The sequence below is a fragment of the Haloimpatiens myeolchijeotgali genome, assembly GCF_042688525.2.
Classification (GTDB): domain Bacteria; phylum Bacillota; class Clostridia; order Clostridiales; family Clostridiaceae; genus Haloimpatiens.
Window position 1 is genome coordinate 3,046,922 of sequence record NZ_JBHWAB010000001.1, and the last position, 23,134, is coordinate 3,070,055.

The window sequence follows — 23,134 nt, forward strand, 5'->3', positions numbered from 1 at the left end:
AGTTGGAATTTTAATTCTATACACTATATATTAAATTTTTGTATTTCTTGTTTTAAATCTTCAATTAGTTCTCTTGTATTTTTAGTATAAGAATTGATTTCGTCTATTCCTGATACCTGTTCTTCAATTGATGCTGTTATTTCTTCAGTATTTGCTGCTGCTTTTTCAGACACTTCAGCTATATTATCAAGAGAATTAATCATATCTTTCTTATTATTACTAATCTCTAAAGTATGTTTCTTTACTTTTTCAATTTTACGCGCAAGATTATTTAGTAATTGTGACATGTTATTAAAGATATCATTAGTATTTTTAATAGTTCCATTTTGCTCTTCTATTATATTAGTAAATTCATTCATTGTGTTCTGAGCTGTATTAGATTTTTGTTGTATATTATTAAGTATATCTTTTATATCATTTGTTGCTTTAGATGTTCCTTCTGATAACTTTCTTATTTCTTCTGCAACAACAGCAAATCCTTTTCCAGCTTCTCCTGCTCTTGCTGCTTCTATACTTGCATTTAAAGCTAATAAATTAGTTTGATCGGCTATACTAACTATCAATGCTATAATTCCCTCTGCATTGTTAGCATGCTCATTTGTATCTTGTATTACTTTTGCTATTTCAGTAGTTTTATTATTACTTTCATGTGTCTTATCATCTAATAATTTCATAGTCTCTATTCCATTTTTAGTTAATTTATTTGTATCAGAAGAAATATTAACCACATCTAAAACTAAATCACTAGACTCATTAATTTTATCTCCTAAGTCATTTGCCTTTTCTGATATTGTTCCAATATCATTAGATTCATCCACAACACTACTTGTAATTTCATCTAGATTCTGTGATACTTCACCTATAATTTTATTTAACTGTTCAGTCATACTTGTTATTACTTCAGAAGATTTATCTACTTTTTCAAAAGATGCTTTTATTTTTCCTAAAGCCCCTCTTATGTCATTCTGCATCTTATTAATAGCCTTTCCTAGAACTCCAAATTCATCTTCTCTTTCTAAAAGTTCTTTCGGTACTTCTCCTGTAAAATCACCACTTGAAATACGTTTTATATGATTAACTGTTAATAATAATATATTAATTAATTTATTTAAAATAAAATATACAGCTCCTAAAACTAGTATTAATGAAATTACAGAAATTACAATAGTATATATTGTTACCTTATTTATTTCTTTTGCTGCCTTTGAGATTGGAATATCTACAATGAGAGACCATGGAGTATCAATATTACCAATCTTAATAGGAGTATATAATCTATGAACATCTGTATTTAAATAATTAGAATGTGTTTTACATTCTACTTCTTGTCCTTTTTGAATTATATCAATAACTCCTTTTTCTTCTTTACTTAATTTTTTTCCCAATAAATTTTTATTAGAATGTGCAATATATGTTCCATTGTAAGATATTAATCCAATACCTAAATCATTATTATTTTCCATAAATTTATTAATATGTTGTTGAAATGAATCTAATTTCATATCTATCCCTATTACACCAACAAACTTTCCTTGATGAATTATAGGATATGCTATACTTGTTAATAGTACTTTTTTTCCATCTACATCATCTAAATATGGATTCATTACTATTGGTTTTTTATTACCTCTCATCTTTTCAAAATATTCACCTGGAGTAAAATCTGCTCCTACAAACTCATTAATAATTTCATTACCTTTTCTCACAAAAAAAGTTACATATCTTCCATCTTTCATCTGTCCCTTTTTTCCTGCAAAATCAGCGTCTTTTCCATCAAGACCATTTGTATCTGCTGTTATCCATACAGCAGTTATATCATTATTCTTTCTCAAAACACCCTTTTGTAAATCATCTAATTGATTCCTATTCACATTTCCATAATCTATCATTCCATCTAATGTTCCTGATATCGTTGATGCAATTTTTAGTGATTTTTCCATTGTCTCATCTATAACAACTGAATATTTGTATGATAAACTAGTTGACTCTTTATCTATTTTCTCATTAACTACTTCCTCCACATTAATCTTGGCCACAAACCCTACAATTGCAAAAATTACTACCATAATAATTGCAATTACTGTCATAATTTTGACTTTAATACTTTTTGATTTCATGATGAGTCCTCCTCCGACTTCTGTCAAATTACTTCAAATGTAATTATTTTATACATATAAATCAATTACATTTTTAATATTTTAAAAATACTTTGTATATCAAAGTATTTTTTGTATATTTAATATATTTTACATTAATTTTGATTTCCCTTCTTTTTTTACATATTTATATATAATTTAGTATATTTTATTCATAATATAAGTAAAATTTTATATTATTATGTAATATTTTATATTATTATCGAAAAGAATGCTTTTTCAACTATAGGAATTTAATACTTTTTTTATGTAGTAAAATTTATACTATAATTACCTAAATTACCTAACCTAAGATTATGATTTTATATAAGTTCAAAATATACTTGGTACATTTTTAGATTATTTCAACCCTTTTTTGCTATCTAGTTCTTTATTCAAATACTCATTTTTGAATTATTTTTAATTAAAAATTTCATTTTGAGTAAAAATTTTGTCAAAAAAGTATTGACAACTTATTTTTATAGGAGTATAGTAATTTACAACAACAAAATACCTTAAACAAAAGCATAGAAAGGAACAAGTACATAGAAAGCTATTTTACAGAGAATTGGGATAAGGTGAGAGCCCATAAAAAATATTCTATTGAAAATCATCCTGGAGCTGCAAGCTGAACTTTTAGTAAGCTGTGCCGGCATAGCCGTTATTTTATTAAGCTATAAATTTGAGTGGTACCGCGAGCATATTTCGCCTCATAGAGGAAATATGCTCTTTTTTATATATAAAATAATATGTATTTCAAAAACTATATAATTTATAATTGTTTAGGTTCATAAATTTAGAAAATTCAATTACTCAATCTAGCGTCAATGAAATATACTATAAATATAATTTCTATTTTTTGAATATTCATAATATTATGATAATGTCATTATATTAAAAACTAAAAAAACAAATATATAGAAAAATTTTTTAGAAAATCGGGGCACTAAGTGTTGAAATAAAGAATAAATTAAGGGGGTTTTTTATAATGAATAAATCTTATGTATTTTATCAAGGTGAACTAGTAGAAGAAAGTACTGTTAATATAAGTGTAAGATGTAAAGCTCTAAACTATGGTCTTGCATGTTTTGAAGGTATAAGAGCTTATTGGGATGAAGAAACTAATCAATTATACGGATTTAAATTGAAAGAGCACTATGAAAGATTGCTTCAATCTTGCAAAGCTCTAAACATAAACATACCTTACACTGTAGATGAACTTATAGACTGGACTGTTAAATTGTTAAAGAAGAACAACTTTAAAACTACAACTTACATAAGACCTATGGCATTCAAGGGTTCTAATTCTATAGTTCCAACTCTTTTAGATGATGATAATAGATTAGTTATCTATTGCCAACCTTTGGGAAGTTACAGCGGAAAAGAAGCTCTTAAAGTTGCAGTATCTTCATGGACTAGATTAGAAGATAATATGCTTCCACCAAGAACTAAAGCATCTGCTGCATACTTAAATTCTGGCCTTGCTTCTTTAGAAGTAACTAGAAATGGTTATGATGAAGCTATATTTTTAACTAAAAATGGACATGTTTGTGAAGGTCCAGGAGAGAATATTTTCATGGTAAGAAAAGGCAAACTTATAACTCCACCACCTTCTGACAATATATTAGAAGGAATAACAAGGGATACCGTAATGATGTTAGCAAAAGAAGAGTTAGGAATAGAAGTTGTTGAGAGAAGTATGGCAAGAACTGAGCTTTATGCTGCCGATGAGTTATTTTTCAGTGGAACAGCTATGGAGGTAACTTCTGTTGTGGAAGTTGATGATAGGATTGTGGCAGATGGAAAGCCTGGAGAAGTAAGCAAAAAGATAAAGAAATTATTCTTTGATATAACAACAGGTAAAAATCCAAAATACGCACATTTTTGCACAAAAGTTTACTAGCAGTTAAAAAATAGTCGCTACGGGAAATGATATCTTGCTTAGAAACCTTTCACTTCAGTAACAAGTTCTAAGCTTTGCTCATATTGAAAAAAGATTTTTTAATTAATATTCCGTAGGAATCAGTAATTAAAAAATAACTTTTTTCAAATTCGTAAAGCTAAGAACTTGTAAACTTTGTTCAAATGTTTCTTACGCAATATATCATTTCCCTTCGCTAGACAGTATTTTTGTCCTGCGAAAGTTGAGTAACTAATTAAAAGCTTTCTGCATTAACAGAAAGGTATACTTAACTGTAAACTGTCCTCTATCAACTGTTAACTATTTATATATTTACCACAAACAAAAGGTTTAGAAAATCAATAAATTGGGGGCTTACTTATGAAAAATTTTCAAATGAACTATGGCGATAAATCTTTAGGATTTTCTTTAGATGAAAAAAATATACTACAAATTATAGAAAGTAATGAATATATAAACGATAAAAGCGAAGAAAAAGTTATTGAAGAAGCAATCAAAAATCCAATAGGAAGTCCTAGATTAAAAGAATTAGTGCATCCTGGCGAGACAGTATGTGTGGTAATTCCAGATGCTACTAGGACATGGCAAAAAACTTATAAATTTTTGTACAAAATTGTAGATGAATTAAATGAAGGCGGAGTAGATGACAAAGACATATTATTTATAAGTGCATTAGGAACTCATAGAAAACAAACTGAAGAAGAACATAGACAACTTCTCGGTGAAAAATTAAGTGCAAGATTTAAAGTTATGGATCATGATTGTTATGATAAAGATAATTTAAAATATATGGGACAGACTACCTATGGTACACCTGTGTGGATTAATAAAAAAGCTTTAGAATGTGACCATATAGTTTTGACTGGAGGCATAGTTTATCACTTTCTTGTTGGATGGTCTGGAGGTAAAAAATATGTTTTACCTGGAATTTCTTCTTATGAAACTGTAATGGCAAACCATGCACTTTCTCTTAGTCCTAAAATGGGCGGCGGTACTCATCCTAATGTAAGAAGTGGAAATATAGTAAACAATCCTGTACATGAAGACATGCTTCAAGCAGCAGCTTTTGTAAAACCTACTTTTATGTTTAATGTAGTTATGGGACCTGATGGAAACATTGCTGGGGCAGTAGCTGGTAACTATATAGAAGCTCATGCAAAGGGACGAAAATTAGTAGATAAAATCGATGGAGTACAAATTAAAGAAAAAGCAGATGTTGTAATAGCTACTGCTGGTGGATATCCAAAAGATATCAATTTATATCAATCCATAAAAACATTTATAAATGCCAGAGAAGCTGCCAAAGAAGGTGGTACTATCATAGCTGTAACAGAATGTAGAGAAGGACTAGGCGGCAATGAAGAAGTTCAAAATATGATTCTTAATTATAATACTCTTTTGGATCGTGAAAAAGCTCTTCGAGAAGATTACAGTATATCTAAATTTGTAGGATATTATGTATGTGAAACAGCAGAAAAGTTTAATTTTATATTGGTTTCAAAATTAGATCCTAAATTAGTTGAAAAAGCTAATATAACAGTTGTAGATAGTATAGAAAAGGCATTAGATTTAGTTAAAAAGACTAAAGGTGACAACTTAAGCGTACATCTTATGCCTCATGCTGCTAATACTTTTCCCAAATTATAAAATTAACATCTAAATTATTAATTATCTAAGTATTGTTTTTCTATGTTTTATCAATCTTATTTTCTAATTTTTTAATATACTTTTTAAGTTCATCTATTTGTTTTTGTAACTCCTCATTAGTATTTGAGGAGTTATTTTTTGTATTATTATTACCATTTTGATTTTCACACTGCAAATTTTGAACTTGAGCATTGATTGTCAAAATAATTTGTCCCAATGCTTCAAAAAAATTTCCCACAACATTTTGTTCTTTAGGATTTAATTTTTCAGCAATTATAATTCCTAATATTGTAGCTAATATAACAATTTCATTTGGAGTACATGATTCGAATTTTTTCATATATCATCTCTTCTAAATTACATTTATATTTAATTATATTCTTACTATAAATTCTAATTCAAGATTTTAAATATTTTTTAAAAACTCCTTTCCCCTATTTTGAGTAAAAAAAATATAAATGAGAAAAATACTATAGTAAAAATAAAAATAGATGTAGGAGGATTACATATGAAAAAATTTGTTTGTACAGTATGTGGATATATTCACGTAGGAGAAAACCCACCAGAAAAATGCCCTATTTGTAAAGCTGATGCAAGTAAATTTAAAGAGGTAAAAGATGACTTAACATGGGCAGACGAGCATGTAGTAGGTGTTAGTAAAGATGTTGACAGTGAAATAATTGATGATTTAAGAGCTAATTTTATGGGAGAATGTACAGAAGTTGGAATGTACCTTGCTATGGCAAGACAAGCGGATAGAGAAGGTTACCCTGAAATTGGAGAAGCTTATACTAGAATAGCTTATGAGGAAGCTGAACACGCTGCAAAATTTGCAGAAATTTTAGGTGAAGTTGTAAAACCTAATACTAAAGAAAATCTTAAAGCAAGAGTGGAAGCAGAATATGGAGCCTGTGAAGGTAAGAAAAAACTTGCAGATCTTGCAAAGGAAAAGAATCTTGATGCTATTAATGATACAGTTCATGAAATGTGTAAGGATGAAGCGCGACACGGAAGAGCTTTCAAAGGTCTTTTGGAGAGATACTTTAGATAAAGACTTCAATAAAAAATAGCAGATGAAATACGGCCGCTGCGGAAAATGATATTTTGCTTAGAAATCTTTCACTTCAAAGATAATTAATAGTTAATAATGAATAATGAATAATTAAGGAAATTTTTCCTTATGGAAAAATAAAATATAATTTAAGATTTTTGCTAAAACAAAAATCAACCTTCATTATTCATTTTTAATTATTAATTCTTAATTGTTATTAAATGTTTCTTACGCAATATATCATTTTCCTTCGCTAGACAGTATTTTTTTACTGCCAAAGTTAAGTTGATTAATTAATAATGAATGAAATTTTGCCTTAAGGCAAAATACAGAACCTGTAAAATAAAAAGTACAAAGCTTAAAGAACAACTAAGGATGTTTTTCCTACAGAAAAATCTTCCTTATTTCTACTTTATTCTTTGTACTTTATACTTTTTACCCTTTTTATTTTTTTTCATAAAATTATAGGAAAGAAAGCTCCGTTACTTGTTTTAGTGGTAATAGACTTTCTATTTGCTTTTAAAAGTTGAGCATCTAGTTTCAGTATATATATTTACTCCTTCTCCACTAACTTGTATGGAATCAGCAGTACAAATATTATTTGAGTTATAAATACAAGTACCAACATTACAGTTAATTGCTGTACAATTACTTCCACTTTGATTTACATTACTTGTAAGACTACCATAATTTTTAGAATCTAAAAAAGAACCACAGCAAGTGTCGCAATCTTTTTTTGCACTTTTACCACCTACATTTATGATGTTGGCATAACATGTATTTTCTTTATTATGTGAACAATTTGAAACATTACAACTAATCTTTTCCATTTTTGTACCTCCTTAATGTATTCATTAAGAAGTTTAACCAAATTAACTATAACATATGATAAGAAATTTATAGAAAACATAAGTATATTGATAATCCTCTATTTTATCAATCAATTTTGTTCCAATCCCACGTTCTCTTAGGTTTTTTTAATTGTTTTTTTATTTTCTTTTGCACTAACTTAAATATAATGTAAGATATAGCAAAAGAAATGAATTCCAATATTGTTGAATGTATAATTCGTTGTCTTGTTGCTGTTAAATCTGCTTGCAGAGATTTAATTATTTCAGGAGATAGATTTTGTTTCATTTTCAAAATATCATTTATTTGATTCACCTTAAATCCTCCTAATATTGAAACCAAACAACATATTAAAGCTAATACCGCAAATATTAATATTGCAACATTTGCAAAACCATTATTGCTTCCCTTAAAGTACACTAAAAAATTTTTAACAATAAATACTGTACAAATTGCCGTTAGTAAAAGACCTAAAATAATAATTAATGTTCCCATAACATTTGCCCCCTTATTATTTTACTTATATGTTATATATTATATAATATGTTATAAATTCCTTGTGTAGATAAGAATAAAAGTATATATTACAAAAAAAATTAAAGGCTATAACCTTTTACTTTATAGCCTTTAATTTTGCAATATCTGCCCAATTGTTAGCTGTCACTATCTCAACTTGAGATAAATCTTTTCTTATAGACTTGACTTCTCCTTTAATTTCAGCAACTTCATGTTTTAAATTTTCTTGTTGTGCTGAAATAACTTCTGTTTTATGCTCTAATGCTCTTAAGATTTGAGTGTGTTCTTCTTGAGTGGATTTTATACCTTTTATATCTTCTTTAGTTGACTTTATATCATTCTTCATTGAAACCATATCACTTTGCATCGATTTTAAAATTTCTAAAATCTCCTTCTCCATGATAACACCACCTTATAGAAATATTATATCATGATATTAGTACTATATCACCATATCATCATACTAATATTCTTAGCAATATTATACATTTTTATACGTACATACGTTCGGTTTTGATTTTTTCATTCCTATTCTTTTATTCATATAAATGGAAGTTAAATAAGTCAAACCTGCCATCACTGCTGCTATTACAATGTGAGTTGTAAATATATTAGTAGAGTCACTTAATATACCAAACAAAGGATATGCTAAAGCTGCAGATAAATTTGTAAGCAAACTGAAAAATGAAAGTATAGTTGCTCTTTTATTAGAAGGAATATTTTTATTTAAATATTTTCTTGTAACTGGAAGATACATTCCCCTAGCCATTTGCTGAAGAAGTATTGCAAAAACACCTATCCATATTTTTGTTATACCTAAAAGTAAAAAAGAAACTATTAATAATGATGATAAAAACATTAAAGTTTTTCTCTTAGTCCTATTCATAATCTTGTAACTGTTTTTAGAAGTAACTCCTGCAACTATATTAAATATAAAAAATATTACTCCAAAATAATCTACTGGTATATTTACTTCTTGAAAATATGGTTGATAGAAGAAAAATGCTGCTCTATAAAATATATAGAAAACCATTGAATACAAAATTACAGCCTTTACCTTTTCATTTGACAATATATATTTTCCACTTTCTGTTATTTGTTTTATATATGTCTCTGCTTTAGTGTCATGCTTATCTTCAATTGGTGGTTCAATAAATGTAAAACTAACAATTGCAGTTAATGCCATAAAAACAGCTGAAATAATCATTGGCAATTCCATATTTAGTTTATATAAAAAACCTGCTGCTATTGAACCTATTGCTTGAGCATAAAAAGAATATGATTTTGCTCTTCCTTCTATTCTTTGAAACTCGTCTTCTCTCTTTAATTTCTTTAAAGAATCATATATAAGAGCAATATCTGAACCTGATTTAAATGTACTTCCTAGTGCAAATATAATCTCTGCTAAAGCAAACAGATAAAATCCTCTTGCAAAAACATAAAGCATCAAACCAATTCCCCATAAAGAAGCTCCAATAATAACACTAAGTTTTCTTCCTATCCTATCTGCAATAGCTCCTGTTGGAACCTCAAATAACACAACAGATATAGCTGAAATAGAATTTATAAGCATTATTTGTGTAAAAGTAAGACCTTTTGCTTTTAAGTAGATTATTAATATAGGTCCTAAAATTAATAAATTTGAAAATATAGTATAAAAATAATAAGTCCTTATGTTTCTTTTAAAGCTGCTCTTTAATGTCATCTCAAATCCCCCCTCATAGTTAAAAAGTATAAAGTTTAAAGATGAAAAAATGGGAAAAATTAAAAAAGCCCAAAGAACTATCTCATTTAAGAGACTCGTCCTTTAGGCTTTTTTCCTAAAAGTGTAGTTAATGCTTAACTTTGTATCGCTCGGACCAGACATTATCTTCAATAATCGGAACCCTAGATACACTCCCTTGTATTAATTTTCCATATCTTCTTGTATATATTTGTATATTATATGCACAAACTATATTATTGTCAACAGTTTTTTGAAAAATAATTTATCTTATCACTTAACCTTTTTCATCTTTCTCTTTTCTCTGAAAAGTGAAACCCCATTATATAATGTTTCATCTTTATCTATAACATTTTTTGTGTTTGCAAGTACTTCATCTTCATTATGACATAGTGAAAATCTAGAAAAATTCATGTTAACCACTGCTTTTCCCGAAGTAGCTGAAGCTATTTCTATAGGATAATACATAGAAGTTGATATTGGAACTTCTCCTTTTATAGTTATTTTATCGCAATTGGCTATAGGATCTTCAAAGGTTCCATTCATTTTTAAAATATCTGACATAACTTTTCCTGAAAACTCTTTATCTACTGTTATCTTATAACTATATAAAGGTTCTAATAAAATATTTTCATTGTCAGATAAAGCTTTTTGGACTGCTCTTATTGCAGCAATTCTAAAGTCTCCACCATGGGTATGTTCAAGATGATATTTTCCATCAATTAATTTTATCTTTATATCTGTTACGCTGCTGCCTATTAAAGTTCCATGCTTCACAGCTTCAAACACTGCTTTTTCAATATTATTTTGATATTGCAAAGGCAAAATATCTACACTAAGGTTAGATACAAATTCTACACCTTTTCCTCTTTCATTTGGTTCTATTTCTACCTCTACTTCTGCATAATGTTTTTTAGGTTCAAAATGACAAAATCCTCTACTTACTTTATTTATAGTCTCTAAATAATTTACTCTAGGTTTTTCTAATTCAACTTCTATATTAAATCTATCTTTAATAATTTGTTTCAATACTTCCATTTGAACAAAACCCATTACGTTTATATTAATTTCATTTTTATCTTTATTCCAAGTAAAATTCAATTCTGGATCTTCTACATTCAAAATTTTCACAGCATTTAAAAGCTGTGAAAGTTCCTCTTCATTTTTTGCTGTGACTTTAGATATCAGTACAGATGCTGAGGTTAAGGAGGCTTGTCTATTTTTATGAAAATTATAAAATTCATTACCTGTCCCCACTGTTTGGTTCTGCACTGTTTGTTTCTGAATGGAGGATACTTGTCCATTCTGACTTGATATTTGTGTTTTTTCTTCTATAACATGATTGAAAACTGCTTGTCCATTCTGACAAGATTTATGCCCCGTCCCCAAACATTCATAACCTGTCCCTGATTTTTCTGTACCAATGATATCCCCTATTTTTCCGTTTTTCACTCCACAAAGTACTCCAATTTCCCCTGCTTGTAATTTTTCTACTACAGTATATTTTTCACCACTATACTTTCTTATTTGAGTAACTTTTTCTTCTGCTGCTTGTCCATCTTCATCTTCTACATATAAAGTGTCCCTAACTTTTATGGTTCCATTAATCACCCTCACATAAGAAAGCTTTCCTATACTTTCATCTATTTTTACTTTATAAATGAAAGCTGAAAAATCACCATCAAGATTTTCTTTTGCCTTAGGCAGCATATTACATAATCCATCTAACAAATTATTTATTCCTATTCCTCTAATGGATGAACCTAAAAGTACAGGATAAAGATCACAAGATTCAATATTACTTTTTATATGTTCTACAAGCTCATTTTTAGTAATATCATCACCATTTAAATATTTTTCTAAAATATAATCATCTTTGTCTGCTAATTTTTCAATTAACTTTATCTTATCTTCATCTTCACTTTTATTAATTTTTTCGAAATCAAAAACATCATAAGAATTCCATCTATAATATGTATCTTCTAACAAATCTACTATTCCATCAAAATCTTTTTCTAATTTATATGCTTTATGCAAACATAGAAAATCTCTAGTAAGATTTTGTTCTATTTCACTATAAATTCTATCTAAATCCGCTCCAACTCTGTCTAATTTGTTTATAAATATTAAAGTTGGTATCTTATTTTCTCTTAATAAATTCCATATAGTTTCGGTATGAGCTTGTACACCTTCTACGGCAGATATTATAAGTACTGCTGCATCTAACGCATTTAATGACCTCTTTAACTCAGATGAAAAATCTGTATGTCCTGGAGTATCTATTAAATTGATTTCAGTATCTTTCCATTTTAAAGTTGTTTGTTCTGAAAAAACTGTAATTCCTCTCTTTTTTTCTATTTCACAATAATCCATATGGGAAGAACCTTTATCTACACTTCCAATTTTTCTTATGTTTCCTGCTAAATACATTATCTGCTCTGTAGTTGTTGTTTTTCCTGCATCTACATGAGCAACTAATCCTACATTTATTATTTTTCTATTTTGTGATAATTCCATCATAATCACGACTCCTAATTTTACAGTTAATAGTTTGCTATTAAGAATTCACCTTCACAGGTGAAAATAATTTCTACGAAGAATGATATATTCCTCGTAAACCTTTCACTTATACTTATATTATATCCTAAAAATAAATTCTATTAAATGCACATCTCTCCGTAAGTGCACCATTTTATTTCAGAGAAGAATATAAAGGTTCATTAGTAGCAGGTCCTATCCTTTTAAGTTCATGGACTACTTCAGATATTGATTATATAGTTGAAACTTTTAAACCAAAAACATGTACAAAATCAAAACTTTTAGAAATCTTCAAATCAGTTCCTGTAAAGGAACCTCCTAAAAATTTCTATCTAGGACAATTGTTATATCATCTAATGTCTAAAAGTATGTATATTGGATCTCAGCATTTTTCAGTACGTGATATGTCAAAATCATTTATTGGACAGGATTTCAAATATAATGAATTTGAAAACAAACTAAAAGATAACAGTTACATAATTACAAATCAAATAGTTGAAAAAGTTGTATTAGGCGATATTAAAAATACTCTTAGACTATACAAAAAAGGATTGACCATACAAAATATACCTACTTTAAATAACTTAAATTACATATTTTTGAATAAAAAAAGTATAAGATTAAGGAATCTTTTAAAAACAATAAAGATTCCCATTCTTATACTGATTTTTATGTGCAAAAATTGAATAAAATCTTATTTGCTCAATTGTGGTAAAACTTGTTCAAAATAATCAAGAGATTCAGGATTTGCCAAAGCTTCTCTATTAGTAACTTTACGTCCATTTATAATATTTGTTACAGCACTCTCTACTTTTTTCATATTCAAAGTTCTAGGAATATCTGGAGTAGACATAATAATTGCTGGAACATGTCTAGGAGAAGCATTTTTCCTCAAAATTGTTTTTATTTGTTTTTTCAATTCTTCATCAAGTTCAATTCCTTCTTTTGTTTGAACAAAAAGAATAATTCTTTGATCTCCCTTATAATTTTGTCCGATTGCCAAGCTATCATTAATCTGAGGAATTTTTTGAACTTGATTATAAATTTCAGCTGTTCCTATTCTAACTCCTGATGGTTTCAAAATAGAATCAGATCTACCATAATAACTTATTCCACCTGTATCTGAGTGTATCATAACATAATCACCATGACGCCAAATACCAGGGTATACTCCAAAATAGGCATCCATATAACGTTTGTTATCAGGATCATTCCAAAATTTAATAGGCATTGGTGGAGCAGGTATCTCACAAACAAGCTCTCCTTGTTCATCTCTAACAGGCTCTCCGTTTTGGTTATAACAATTTATTTTCATACCTAAACCAGGACCTTGAAGTTCACCTGAATAAACAGGACTTATAGGATTACCTGAAGAAAAACAACCATTAATATCTGTTCCACCTGCAATTGAATTAAAATGTAAATCTTCTTTAATCTCTCTATAAATATAATCAAACCCTTCTTCAGAAAGTGCTGATCCTGTCTGTGAAATAGCTCTGAGCGCTGAGAGAGATACAACTTTTTTAGGTGAAAAATGTTGTGCCATAAGAGCATGTACATAACTTGCACTTAGTCCAAAAATAGTAGCTTTCTCTTCTTCTAATATCTTCCATATTGCAGATGTATCTGGATAAGATGGATTACCATCATATAAAACTATAGAAGCACCTGCACCTAAAGCTGCTGCTTGCCAATTCCACATCATCCAACTGCAAGTTGTAATATAAAGCATACGATCGCAAGATTTTAAATCATTTTGCAAAACTAACTCTTTTAATTGGTTAAGTAACAAGCCTGCCGCAGACTGAACCATACATTTTGGTTTACCTGTAGTTCCAGATGAAAACATTACAACAAGTGGATGTTCAGAAGGAAGCTGTTCAAATTGAAAATCTTGTGGAATACTCTCTGAAAGATAGTTTTCCCAACAAACATTATTAGGAACTTCAGATATTTTAGAACTGTCACCAGCATAATGTGAAATAACTACTCTCTTTATAGATTTAATTCCACCTACAATTTGTTTTGCATTTTTAAGAACATCAAAGCATTTTCCTTTATAAAAATATCCATCAGTTGTAAATAAAATAGATGGTTTAACCTGTCCAAGTCTATCTATAGCTGCTTGAGAACCTATATCAGTAGCACATGAACACCAAATAGCACCTACAGCAGAACATGCGAGCATAGCTATTACTGTTTCAGCCATATTAGGCATATATGCAGCAATAGTATCTCCTGGTTTTATTCCATCTTTTCTTAATGCATCAGCAAGTCTAACAACTTGTCCATATAATTCCTCATGACTAATTTCTTTCCTTATTTTACTTTCTCCTCGAAATATAATTGCAGGAGCAGAACTTGAAGAAAAGCGAAGTATATTTTCTGCATAATTTAATTTTGCACCTACAAACCAATTTGCGCCAGGGAACTTGGATAAATCATCAACAACAGTTGAATATGTTTTAGAACACTTTATGTCTAAATAATGCCATAGTGTACCCCAAAAATCCTTTGGAAAATTAACAGACCACTTATAAAGAGACTTATAATCACAAATCTTCAAACTAAATTTTTCATTTACATAATTAATAAAAGAATTCATATTTGTTGCTTTTATATACTCTTCAGAAGGCTTCCATAACAATTTTCTCATATGATCATTCACTCCCCTTTTATTTTTTTGCAATTTTCATACAATTTATCGTAATTATTCCTAAAGTCTCTGCTGTAATCGTTTTCTGCAATACTTCTATAATTATTTATTATCTTTTTATTCTAAATAACCATATAAGATAACATATTTTTTATAGATAGCGCTGCCTATAATATTAACTTTTTTATGTACCCCAAGTTTAGATAACATCAGAATCTATTGATTAATAACTTAATACATAAGTTATTAATCAATTTTTAGGATATATCACAATCTAAATTAATTATATCTTAATTGTAAATACGTGTCAATTTAAACAACATTTCACATTATGAAAGAGCAAAACACAGGGATTTCAACAGTCACCCTACCACCTTTAGTATCCGGTGAATTTTCTAGAATTAGTTTTCCATTATGTACTTTAGCAATAGAATCTGCTATGTAAAGTCCCATACCAAAATGTTTCTTAGAACTTCGGCTTGCATCTCCCATATAAAATTGCTTTGTGGCAGATTTTAAAGCTTCCTTGCTGAAGCCTTTACCACCGTCTGTAATGGTAAAACGAATATTTTTATCGTTACCTACTATATGAAGTTTTATTATTCCCTTATTAGGAGTATACTCTACTGCATTGGAAATAATATTCATAATACAGCGAAGAAATAATTCCTTATCCATTTTAATTTTCTGTGGCAAATTTTCTTTTATAAATTCAACTTTTATTTGCTTTGATATTGCAAGAGCAGTTAATTCACCGCTAATTTCTTCAACAAACGATTCCATATCCACTTTCTTTAAAGAAAATGATAATTCTGATTCTGTTTTGGAAATTCTATTAAGCAATATAACATATTGTTCAATTTGATTTGCATTTTTCAAAATGAATTTTGTATAACATTCCTGTTCTTCATCTAAGGATGTGTCATCTAAAAGTTCCGCATTACCTTTTACAATAGTAAGTGGTGTTTTAATGTCATGAGCTAGTGCAGAAATTTGTTCTCTTCTTGACTGTTCTAAATTCCACTGCTGTTCTAATGACCTTTTAAGCTCATTTTTCATATCTGAAAAAGATAATAATATATCGTTAAATTCCTTAATTTTAGACTTTCCAACATTAAAATTCAAATCCTGTTCCTTGATTTTTTCAGTAGCTTGCATTAAAGGTACTAGATTAGACTTTAATTTTTTAGCAATAATTAATGTAATAACTATTGTAGAAATTAGACATCCAATAAGCAAAATTGTAATCATAAAAAATTCAGGTTTAGGAAAATGCTTATTTAACCACTCTGAAGCATATCTTGCCCGTATATAATACTGTAAAATACAAAATCCATCTTTTCGTTCAATAAAATAATATTTTTTTGTTCCAAAATCTTCTGTAGAACCCTTTGCATACAACACAGCTTTAGATAATTCTTTTTCATTCATATTTGTTTTTTTAACATTATAATTTTTATCAAGTACTGCAAAATTGCAGCCTTGTGGAATCATATTTTTCGTAATTTTGGGTGAAGATACTAAAATAGGTTTCACCTGTCTTACAAGATTTTCAACATAATTTGCGGGAAATATCAATTCCGTTTTCATTGCTAAGCTTACAAAAGACATAACAATAAATGTCACAACACCAAAGGATACTGCCAATGAAATTAAATATTTAGCAAATACCGTTTTTAACGTAACACTCTTCTTTTTTATTTTTATCGCCACTTATAACCAATCCCCCAAACTGTTTCAATTGGACTCATATCAAAAACAGATAGCTTAGCACGAATATTTTTAATGTGTTCAGCAATAGCTGAACTATCACTTTCTCCCTCGTATCCAAAAACTCCTTCGTATATTTTTTCTTTTGAAAAGACTTGTCCATGATTTTTAGCAAGATATTCACATATAGCATATTCACTTTTAGTAAAGGGTATTTTTTTATCATCCACCATTACTTCTTTACCTGATAGATTAAACTTTATGCCTGAAACTATAAGAAAACTATGTTTTTCTCGCTGTTCTCTACGGAGATGGGCAGCTACTCTTGCTCTAAGTTCTCCCATTCCAAAAGGTTTTGTTATGTAATCATCTGCCCCAACTCCAAGACCAAACATAATATCATTTTCCATTGTTTTTGCAGTAAGAAATAGAATTGGACAATCTACCACATCACGGATTTTTTCGCATAATGTAAAACCATCTATATCCGGCATCATAACATCTAGCAAAATGAGATCATAGCCTGTAAAATCTCCAATTGATAAATCTTTTGCACTATCTTTTGTTATTACTAAATGCTTGTCTTTTGAAAGTACATTTTTAATTAGTATCAATATATCTGGTTCATCGTCAACAACAAGTATTTTTGCCATATTATTCCCTCCGTTTCAGGTTTCATTATACTACAAATAAGTGGCCTACTCGTAGGATTTTCTTCCTTCCCAGCGGCTAAACCAAAATAAGCTCAATATTAATGCAATGATAGTTGCAACAATGGCGTTAATAATTCCCTGATGAATTTCTCCTTGAAGCATATTATATATAGATGGGTCAATTTGATTTAAAATCGCATAATCAGAAAGTCTACAACCCCAAGCCCATGGTGTTATTTTCCATATTTCATCACCAAGACCGGTTAACATAAGAGCAGATATTGTAACCCCTACAATCCCTAAACCTATAGAAGCTCCTTTTCCAAACCTTAAACTCAAATATATATGTAGAATGTATAAAAAAATATTCCCTAAAAGTAATGCAAATGCCTCATGTACATAAATACTTATTGAAAAATTTCCCTGATCCAAAATATAATGAAATCCTACTACAAAAACAATTAAAGCTATACTAATAGAAAAAATCGCACCAAAAATCAACAATATAAGTTTACTAAGAAAAGTTGTTCCTCTCCATGTTGTACCTGTTAGTATCTCTTGAAAATTTCCTGCTTGCTCTTCTTGTGATATAACCATGCTGCAAATCACTCCAATAAGTAGTGGAAAAACCAAAGCTAAAACTTCAAAATAGCCTTTAATTTTTGAAATAGCACTCCAAGGAGAAAAAGAATAATACCCTAGAAAAACTCCTGCTCCAATCAAAGGAATCAAAATATGTATCCATAAAACAGAAGTATGACGAAGTTTACAAAAATCAGCTTTTATAGATCGAATTAAATCCATAATCTATTTCACCTCCTGTTTACTAAACCAGTATGCTGTCACAAGGGTAAGAATTATAAAAAGCACAATTGATAAAATCAATCCAGGAAAAATCACGTTTGGATTTAAAAGTGGATCTCCTGTTTTTGCTAAAAGTCCATTTGGCAAAACTCTAATTATTGGACACATCAATCTTGTTGTATAACTATAAGGGCAAAATACCCATAATTCTTTATTTACAGTAAATAAGTTAAGAACAATACCTACCACAGTATTTATTAAAATAGTAGGAAAAAGTCCAATCTTTTTTGAAAGAAAAAAACAAAGTGGAATTTGCCATAATGATGTAATTGCAATAATCAAACCAGCTATCATAACAGTTGTTACTGGCATTGGATTTTTAATTGCCCCTGGATACATAATCCTCCCATTCAAAATACCTATTGAAAGTATAATACAGGAAATTAAAATATATGTTCCTATTAGTAACACCTTTGAAATCCAAACTTTTTTTAAATTTACAGGTAAACTCATTACCCCTATATATTTAAGTTTTTTATTTTCTTTTTGATGTACAAGAAAACATATAAGAGAAATATAACCTAATAAAATAGTTGTATACCACCAATTAAAGCAATCTTGTTCATAATATGGTGGAATCAAATTTCCCAATAATAAAACAATTAATGGCATAATTAAAATTAATTTTTTAGTAAATGTATTTTTAAGTTTTAAATTTTCAGCTTTTAAATAAGCTCCCATTTTATTTCCCTACCTTTCATTCTTTCTTACAACTTCCATAAAGAGACTTTCAAGATTTTCCCCTGGATTTATTTTTGCTTCATATCCCAAAACTCCACCTGAAATAATGCCAATGTGATCAGCGGTTTGCTCTACTTCAGATAAAATATGACTTGATAAAATAACGGTTATTCCCTGTTCTGGAAAAGAACGAATTAATTTTCTTAAATCCTGAATTCCTATCGGATCAAGACCATTTGTTGGCTCGTCTAGTATTAATAATTTAGGGTTATTTAAAAGTGCAATAGCAATTCCAAGTCTCTGTTTCATACCCATTGAAAACTGACCAGCTCTTTTTTTACCCGTATTAGTTAAATCAACTATCTTAAGCACTTCATCAATTCGTTGTTCTTTTAATCCTAAAAGTGTTGTCCTTACTTTTAAATTTTCTCTAGCTGTTAGGTTTTCATAAAGAGGTGGTGCTTCAATAAGTGCTCCTATATCTCCTAAATCTTTTCTGCTCCACTCATGTCCTTCAAATGTGATTTGTCCAGAAGTTGGTCTTAACACTCCTGTAATCATTTTTAATGTAGTTGATTTACCTGCACCATTTGGTCCAAGTAATCCATATACTGAATTTTCTCTAACAGAGAGAGAAATATTGTTTACCGCTTTTTGTTTTTTAAAGTTTTTGCAAAGATTTTTTGTTTGTAAAATATATTTTTCCATATCCATCATCCTTTCTTTTGATTTAATAGTACTGAATAATTTTAAGGATTTTATAAGGATTTGAAAATTTAATTTAATCATAAATGTATGTATAAATATAAGAAATGGAATCTTCTAAAGATAATTAATATTTAATAATGAATAATTAAAAATGAAGGAAATTTTGCCTTAGGGCAAAATAACTAATATAATTAAAGATTTTTTGCTAAAGCAAAAATCAACCTTCATTATTCATTTTTAATTATTAATTCTTAATTGATTTTAAATGTTTCTTACGCAATATATCATTTCCCTTCGCTAGACAGTATTTTTTTACTAAGAAAGTTGCATTAATAATTATCATTTGTTGACAATGTACTTATATAGTGATAACATGAAGTAAACTTCATGTGAAGTTTACTTCATGTTTGTTGGAGGTGAATAAGTGAAGAATAGAGTAAAAGAACTAAGAACAAAAGCAAAGATGACACAACAACAGCTTGCTGATTTAGTTTTTGTTTCCTCAAGAACAATTATTTCACTTGAAAAGGGACAGTATAATCCGTCAATTATGCTGGCATATAAAATAGCTCGTATTTTTAACACTACTATTGAAGACTTATATTGTTTAAAGGAGAATTTGGAAAATGAAGAGAAAAATTTATAACAAAAAGAAATTTTGGAGTGGTATAGTATTTTTATTATTAGCAGCAATTAGCGTAATACCTATCGCTGCACGTTTTAACACTTTCAATACTCTTAAAACTATCAAATATATTGTAATAGATATCTTTCTTATTTTCTTTGGAGTAACTGATATATATATAGGTTTAAACCGTAAGCTTACAAAAGAAGATATGCAAAATGATGATGAACGTGAAAATTTTATTAATATGAAATCAAAAAGTAGTGCCTTTGATATTACATTTTTTATTTGTACCACTTTTACACTATTATCTGCAATTGCAGTTGGAATAACAAAGAATACATTATGGATTAGTTTTTTTCTTGGTATGGCACTTATGTTTGTAACTATGCAAATTGCTTCAATAAGCAGCTACTTTTATCATAACAAAAGAAATTAATATATTTTAATTAATGATATATAAATTTGTCACTTACAAATTATCACTTACTATAATAGGTATTATATTTATGACTGGTTCCTCATAAGGATGAACTCTTTTTATTGTATTAACTGCCTTTTTTACTATTTCCCTTTTACAGCAAAATTCCACTTTACATTCTTCTTCTTCGGAAATCTCATCTACTGTGCCTTCAAAGGGATTAGACCCTGCTAAGGGTCTCCAAGAACCAATAACTTTAGACACGGACATGCAATTATCATAATTCCCACCTATAGTAAGTGCTCCTATGTCATTAAGACTTTTTCTTAATTCTTTTAAATATTCTTCTGGAATAAAAGTTTCTATTTTGAAAATATCGAACTCCATTTACACTTCTCCTTTCAATGTCAAAAGTTTTTCTAATGCCACACGATTATGTTCCCATTTCAAATACTCTTTTGCTTCATCTTTTGAACACCACTTGTATTTCTCGTGTTCATCTGATAATACAACATCAAAAATATCATCAACTTCAAGAGCAAAACACATATCTTTCATATTCATTAATTTACCATTTTTAGGCTCTTTATATATAAAGTCATATTGTAAATCTATAATATTTTTAATATTCCTTAGTCCTGTTTCTTCAAAAACTTCCCTTTTAACAGCTTCAATTGGTTCTTCCCCTTCTTCAATTCCCCCACAAACTGGCTGCCAATATCCACTTCTTTCTGGAATTCTTTTTAATATCAAAATCCTAAATTTCTTTTTAGACGTAAATATAAATGCCTGTATATTTATTCTATCTAATTTATCCATTTCCATGGTATCACCCCTATAATTTCTAACTCAATTTTATCATGACAAAATAATCCTTAACATAATACTCCCAAATAAAACTATTGACTCTAATACATATTATAGCTTCTTAATTCAACTTGTTCAAAATCATCACAGTAATAATTTTGTGAAATTTATTTAACTTTCACAGTTTAAAAAACAGTATCTGTGAAAAATGATATATTGCATTGAGTTACTTATAATTAGTGATAAACTATAATAAATGTATTATTTTTGAATTATTGATTATTTATAGGGGGTAAGTTTATGGAAATATCATTTAAAAATGCTTCAGTTGATGATATAAACAAAATATTTAAATTAAATAAAAACCTTATTGAGAAATATGAAACTAACTCAAATCTTGATTTTGAAAAAATTTTTGATTGGGTTAGAAAAAAAATAGAGAAGAATATTGACAGCTATCAATGTATCTACTTTGAGAGAATTAAAGTAGGATATTATTACTTACATAATAAAGGAGAACAACTTGAACTTGATGACTTCTTTATTTTTGATGAATTTCAAAGAAGAGGCATAGGAACAGAAATTTTAAAATATGCTGCTTCAATTGCAAAAAAACAAAATAAGGATATATTTTTATATGTATTTATAAAAAATCAAGGAGCTGTTAATTTATATCTTAGAAATGGATATCAAATTACAGAAAATATACATAACAGTAGATACTTAATGAGTCTGAAAAATAACAATTGAAATCATAATTTTTATTTTGTATAATGTAACAGGCATTTATAAATAACAAGCATTTTAAATTAAAACATCATAGTGAAACAAAGGAGGAAAATCATGGCAAATGTTATTAGCATAAGCTTATGGTTAATATTTTCAACTTATTTTTTTATCAAATTTGTCAAAAGTAAAAAAGTTTGCAACATTTTTTTATCAATAATGGGCTTACCACCTATATTGGTTAAAATAGCATGCATAAAATATATAATTGGTCCTGTTGCACTTGCAGGTAGTTGTATCATTTTTTTGCTTGGATTATTAACTATATATTTAGTAAACAGACATAATAACTATATTTGTTAAATAACTAAATTATTAGTAATGGAGATAATCTTAATAAACTAGAAAAAAGAAGCCCTGATAATTTTCAACAGGACTTCTTTATTTGTTTATTACTGAATTTTAGCAGTAAAAAATACTGTTTAGCGAAAGAAAATGATATATTGCGTAAGAAACATTTGAACAAAGCTTAGAACTTGTTACTGAAGTGAAAGGTTTCTGAGCAATATATCATTTTCTGCAGCGACTACTTTTACCTGCAAAAGTTGAATTTATTGCTATTCAATTATGATATTAGAAAGTCTAATATATTCTCTCCTGTGCTAGTTTCACCTTTATATAGTTCTGTATATCCACATCTCGAACAACTTATTGTAATAAACTTTTTATTTTGAACATCAAATATCTTGGATAAAGTTCCCCCTGTAGCTTGAAATTGATCAGTTTCATATTGTCTACACCCACATTTTGGACAAACATATTGTTTTTTCTCCATTTTAACGCCCCCATTTGATTTATTTAATTATATTTATATTATACATTATTTTGAATAACAGTATGAAT

24 protein-coding genes and 1 other annotated feature are annotated in these 23,134 nt (G+C 28.4%); of the genes, 8 read left to right on the forward strand and 16 right to left on the reverse strand.

Features of this window, described 5'->3' with window-relative positions:
- Positions 1-23 precede the first annotated feature (23 nt).
- Complete coding sequence (locus ACFIJ5_RS13580) at positions 24-2,117, reverse strand: methyl-accepting chemotaxis protein (RefSeq protein ID WP_379807906.1); 2,094 nt, start codon at positions 2,115-2,117, stop codon at positions 24-26.
- Between the two features lie 537 nt (positions 2,118-2,654).
- Positions 2,655-2,851 (forward strand) — a binding site (T-box leader).
- A 272-nt stretch (positions 2,852-3,123) separates the two neighbouring features.
- On the opposite strand from ACFIJ5_RS13580, the gene ACFIJ5_RS13585 reads away from it, so the two are divergent.
- Both ACFIJ5_RS13585 and ACFIJ5_RS13590 read left to right on the forward strand, forming a co-directional pair.
- Entirely contained in the window at positions 3,124-4,038 is a 915-nt protein-coding gene (locus ACFIJ5_RS13585; RefSeq protein WP_379807908.1) for a branched-chain amino acid transaminase, read from the forward strand.
- Between the two features lie 378 nt (positions 4,039-4,416).
- Entirely contained in the window at positions 4,417-5,703 is a 1,287-nt protein-coding gene (locus ACFIJ5_RS13590; protein WP_379807910.1) for a lactate racemase domain-containing protein, read from the forward strand.
- A gap of 40 nt (positions 5,704-5,743) precedes the next feature.
- Here ACFIJ5_RS13590 and ACFIJ5_RS13595 read toward each other — a convergent pair whose 3' ends face one another.
- Positions 5,744-6,043 (reverse strand): hypothetical protein, encoded by a 300-nt coding sequence (locus tag ACFIJ5_RS13595; RefSeq protein ID WP_379807912.1) that lies wholly within the window; start codon positions 6,041-6,043, stop codon positions 5,744-5,746.
- Positions 6,044-6,211: 168 nt separating this feature from the next.
- On the opposite strand from ACFIJ5_RS13595, the gene ACFIJ5_RS13600 reads away from it, so the two are divergent.
- Positions 6,212-6,754, forward strand: a complete 543-nt coding sequence (locus ACFIJ5_RS13600; RefSeq protein ID WP_379807914.1) for an NADH peroxidase — start codon at positions 6,212-6,214, stop codon at positions 6,752-6,754.
- A gap of 509 nt (positions 6,755-7,263) precedes the next feature.
- Here the strand turns inward: ACFIJ5_RS13600 and ACFIJ5_RS13605 are convergent.
- The 5 genes from ACFIJ5_RS13605 to ACFIJ5_RS13625 form a co-directional block, all read right to left on the reverse strand.
- Positions 7,264-7,584 carry a DUF1540 domain-containing protein gene (locus tag ACFIJ5_RS13605; protein ID WP_379807916.1) on the reverse strand — a complete coding sequence of 107 codons (321 nt, stop codon included), beginning with the start codon at positions 7,582-7,584 and terminating at the stop codon, positions 7,264-7,266.
- Between the two features lie 106 nt (positions 7,585-7,690).
- On the reverse strand, positions 7,691-8,098 hold the full coding sequence (locus tag ACFIJ5_RS13610) for a hypothetical protein (protein ID WP_379807918.1): 408 nt from the start codon (positions 8,096-8,098) through the stop codon (positions 7,691-7,693).
- A gap of 118 nt (positions 8,099-8,216) precedes the next feature.
- Entirely contained in the window at positions 8,217-8,519 is a 303-nt protein-coding gene (locus ACFIJ5_RS13615; protein WP_379807920.1) for a hypothetical protein, read from the reverse strand.
- An 81-nt stretch (positions 8,520-8,600) separates the two neighbouring features.
- Positions 8,601-9,824, reverse strand: a complete 1,224-nt coding sequence (locus tag ACFIJ5_RS13620; protein ID WP_379807922.1) for an MFS transporter — start codon at positions 9,822-9,824, stop codon at positions 8,601-8,603.
- A gap of 291 nt (positions 9,825-10,115) precedes the next feature.
- Complete coding sequence (locus ACFIJ5_RS13625) at positions 10,116-12,362, reverse strand: GTP-binding protein (protein ID WP_379807924.1); 2,247 nt, start codon at positions 12,360-12,362, stop codon at positions 10,116-10,118.
- Positions 12,363-12,748: 386 nt separating this feature from the next.
- On the opposite strand from ACFIJ5_RS13625, the gene ACFIJ5_RS13630 reads away from it, so the two are divergent.
- Positions 12,749-13,066: a hypothetical protein gene (locus ACFIJ5_RS13630; RefSeq protein WP_379807926.1), complete on the forward strand. Its 318-nt coding sequence runs from the start codon at positions 12,749-12,751 to the stop codon at positions 13,064-13,066.
- 8 nt (positions 13,067-13,074) lie between these two features.
- Here ACFIJ5_RS13630 and ACFIJ5_RS13635 read toward each other — a convergent pair whose 3' ends face one another.
- The 6 genes from ACFIJ5_RS13635 to ACFIJ5_RS13660 form a co-directional block, all read right to left on the reverse strand.
- The gene (locus ACFIJ5_RS13635) at positions 13,075-15,036 is read right to left on the reverse strand and encodes an acetoacetate--CoA ligase (RefSeq protein ID WP_379807928.1); all 1,962 of its coding nucleotides are present in this window, start codon (positions 15,034-15,036) and stop codon (positions 13,075-13,077) included.
- A gap of 324 nt (positions 15,037-15,360) precedes the next feature.
- Complete coding sequence (locus ACFIJ5_RS13640; RefSeq protein WP_379807930.1) at positions 15,361-16,749, reverse strand: sensor histidine kinase; 1,389 nt, start codon at positions 16,747-16,749, stop codon at positions 15,361-15,363.
- Positions 16,740-17,399, reverse strand: coding sequence for a response regulator transcription factor (locus tag ACFIJ5_RS13645; protein ID WP_379807932.1), 660 nt, complete (start codon positions 17,397-17,399; stop codon positions 16,740-16,742). Before ACFIJ5_RS13645 ends, ACFIJ5_RS13640 begins: the two co-directional genes overlap by 10 nt.
- 45 nt (positions 17,400-17,444) lie before the next feature.
- Positions 17,445-18,203: a lantibiotic immunity ABC transporter MutG family permease subunit gene (locus tag ACFIJ5_RS13650; protein WP_379807934.1), complete on the reverse strand. Its 759-nt coding sequence runs from the start codon at positions 18,201-18,203 to the stop codon at positions 17,445-17,447.
- 3 nt (positions 18,204-18,206) lie between these two features.
- Entirely contained in the window at positions 18,207-18,944 is a 738-nt protein-coding gene (locus ACFIJ5_RS13655; RefSeq protein WP_379807936.1) for a lantibiotic immunity ABC transporter MutE/EpiE family permease subunit, read from the reverse strand.
- Positions 18,945-18,953: 9 nt separating this feature from the next.
- Positions 18,954-19,652, reverse strand: a complete 699-nt coding sequence (locus ACFIJ5_RS13660; protein WP_379807938.1) for a lantibiotic protection ABC transporter ATP-binding protein — start codon at positions 19,650-19,652, stop codon at positions 18,954-18,956.
- Between the two features lie 424 nt (positions 19,653-20,076).
- Here ACFIJ5_RS13660 and ACFIJ5_RS13665 point away from each other — a divergent pair, with 424 nt between their 5' ends.
- Both ACFIJ5_RS13665 and ACFIJ5_RS13670 read left to right on the forward strand, forming a co-directional pair.
- Positions 20,077-20,298: a helix-turn-helix transcriptional regulator gene (locus ACFIJ5_RS13665; protein ID WP_379807940.1), complete on the forward strand. Its 222-nt coding sequence runs from the start codon at positions 20,077-20,079 to the stop codon at positions 20,296-20,298.
- On the forward strand, positions 20,279-20,716 hold the full coding sequence (locus ACFIJ5_RS13670; protein WP_379807942.1) for a hypothetical protein: 438 nt from the start codon (positions 20,279-20,281) through the stop codon (positions 20,714-20,716). The genes ACFIJ5_RS13665 and ACFIJ5_RS13670 overlap by 20 nt, the downstream gene beginning before the upstream one ends.
- 33 nt (positions 20,717-20,749) lie before the next feature.
- Here the strand turns inward: ACFIJ5_RS13670 and ACFIJ5_RS13675 are convergent, their stop codons facing one another.
- Positions 20,750-21,085, reverse strand: coding sequence for a YqfO family protein (locus ACFIJ5_RS13675; protein WP_379807944.1), 336 nt, complete (start codon positions 21,083-21,085; stop codon positions 20,750-20,752).
- Positions 21,086-21,523 carry an NUDIX domain-containing protein gene (locus ACFIJ5_RS13680; RefSeq protein WP_379807946.1) on the reverse strand — a complete coding sequence of 146 codons (438 nt, stop codon included), beginning with the start codon at positions 21,521-21,523 and terminating at the stop codon, positions 21,086-21,088.
- Between the two features lie 282 nt (positions 21,524-21,805).
- On the opposite strand from ACFIJ5_RS13680, the gene ACFIJ5_RS13685 reads away from it, so the two are divergent.
- A complete protein-coding gene (locus ACFIJ5_RS13685; protein WP_379807948.1) occupies positions 21,806-22,255 on the forward strand; it encodes a GNAT family N-acetyltransferase in 450 nt (149 codons plus the stop codon).
- 93 nt (positions 22,256-22,348) lie between these two features.
- On the forward strand, positions 22,349-22,594 hold the full coding sequence (locus ACFIJ5_RS13690; protein ID WP_379807950.1) for a hypothetical protein: 246 nt from the start codon (positions 22,349-22,351) through the stop codon (positions 22,592-22,594).
- Positions 22,595-22,856: 262 nt separating this feature from the next.
- Here ACFIJ5_RS13690 and ACFIJ5_RS13695 read toward each other — a convergent pair whose 3' ends face one another.
- The gene (locus ACFIJ5_RS13695) at positions 22,857-23,066 is read right to left on the reverse strand and encodes a zinc ribbon domain-containing protein (protein WP_379807952.1); all 210 of its coding nucleotides are present in this window, start codon (positions 23,064-23,066) and stop codon (positions 22,857-22,859) included.
- Positions 23,067-23,134 lie beyond the last annotated feature (68 nt).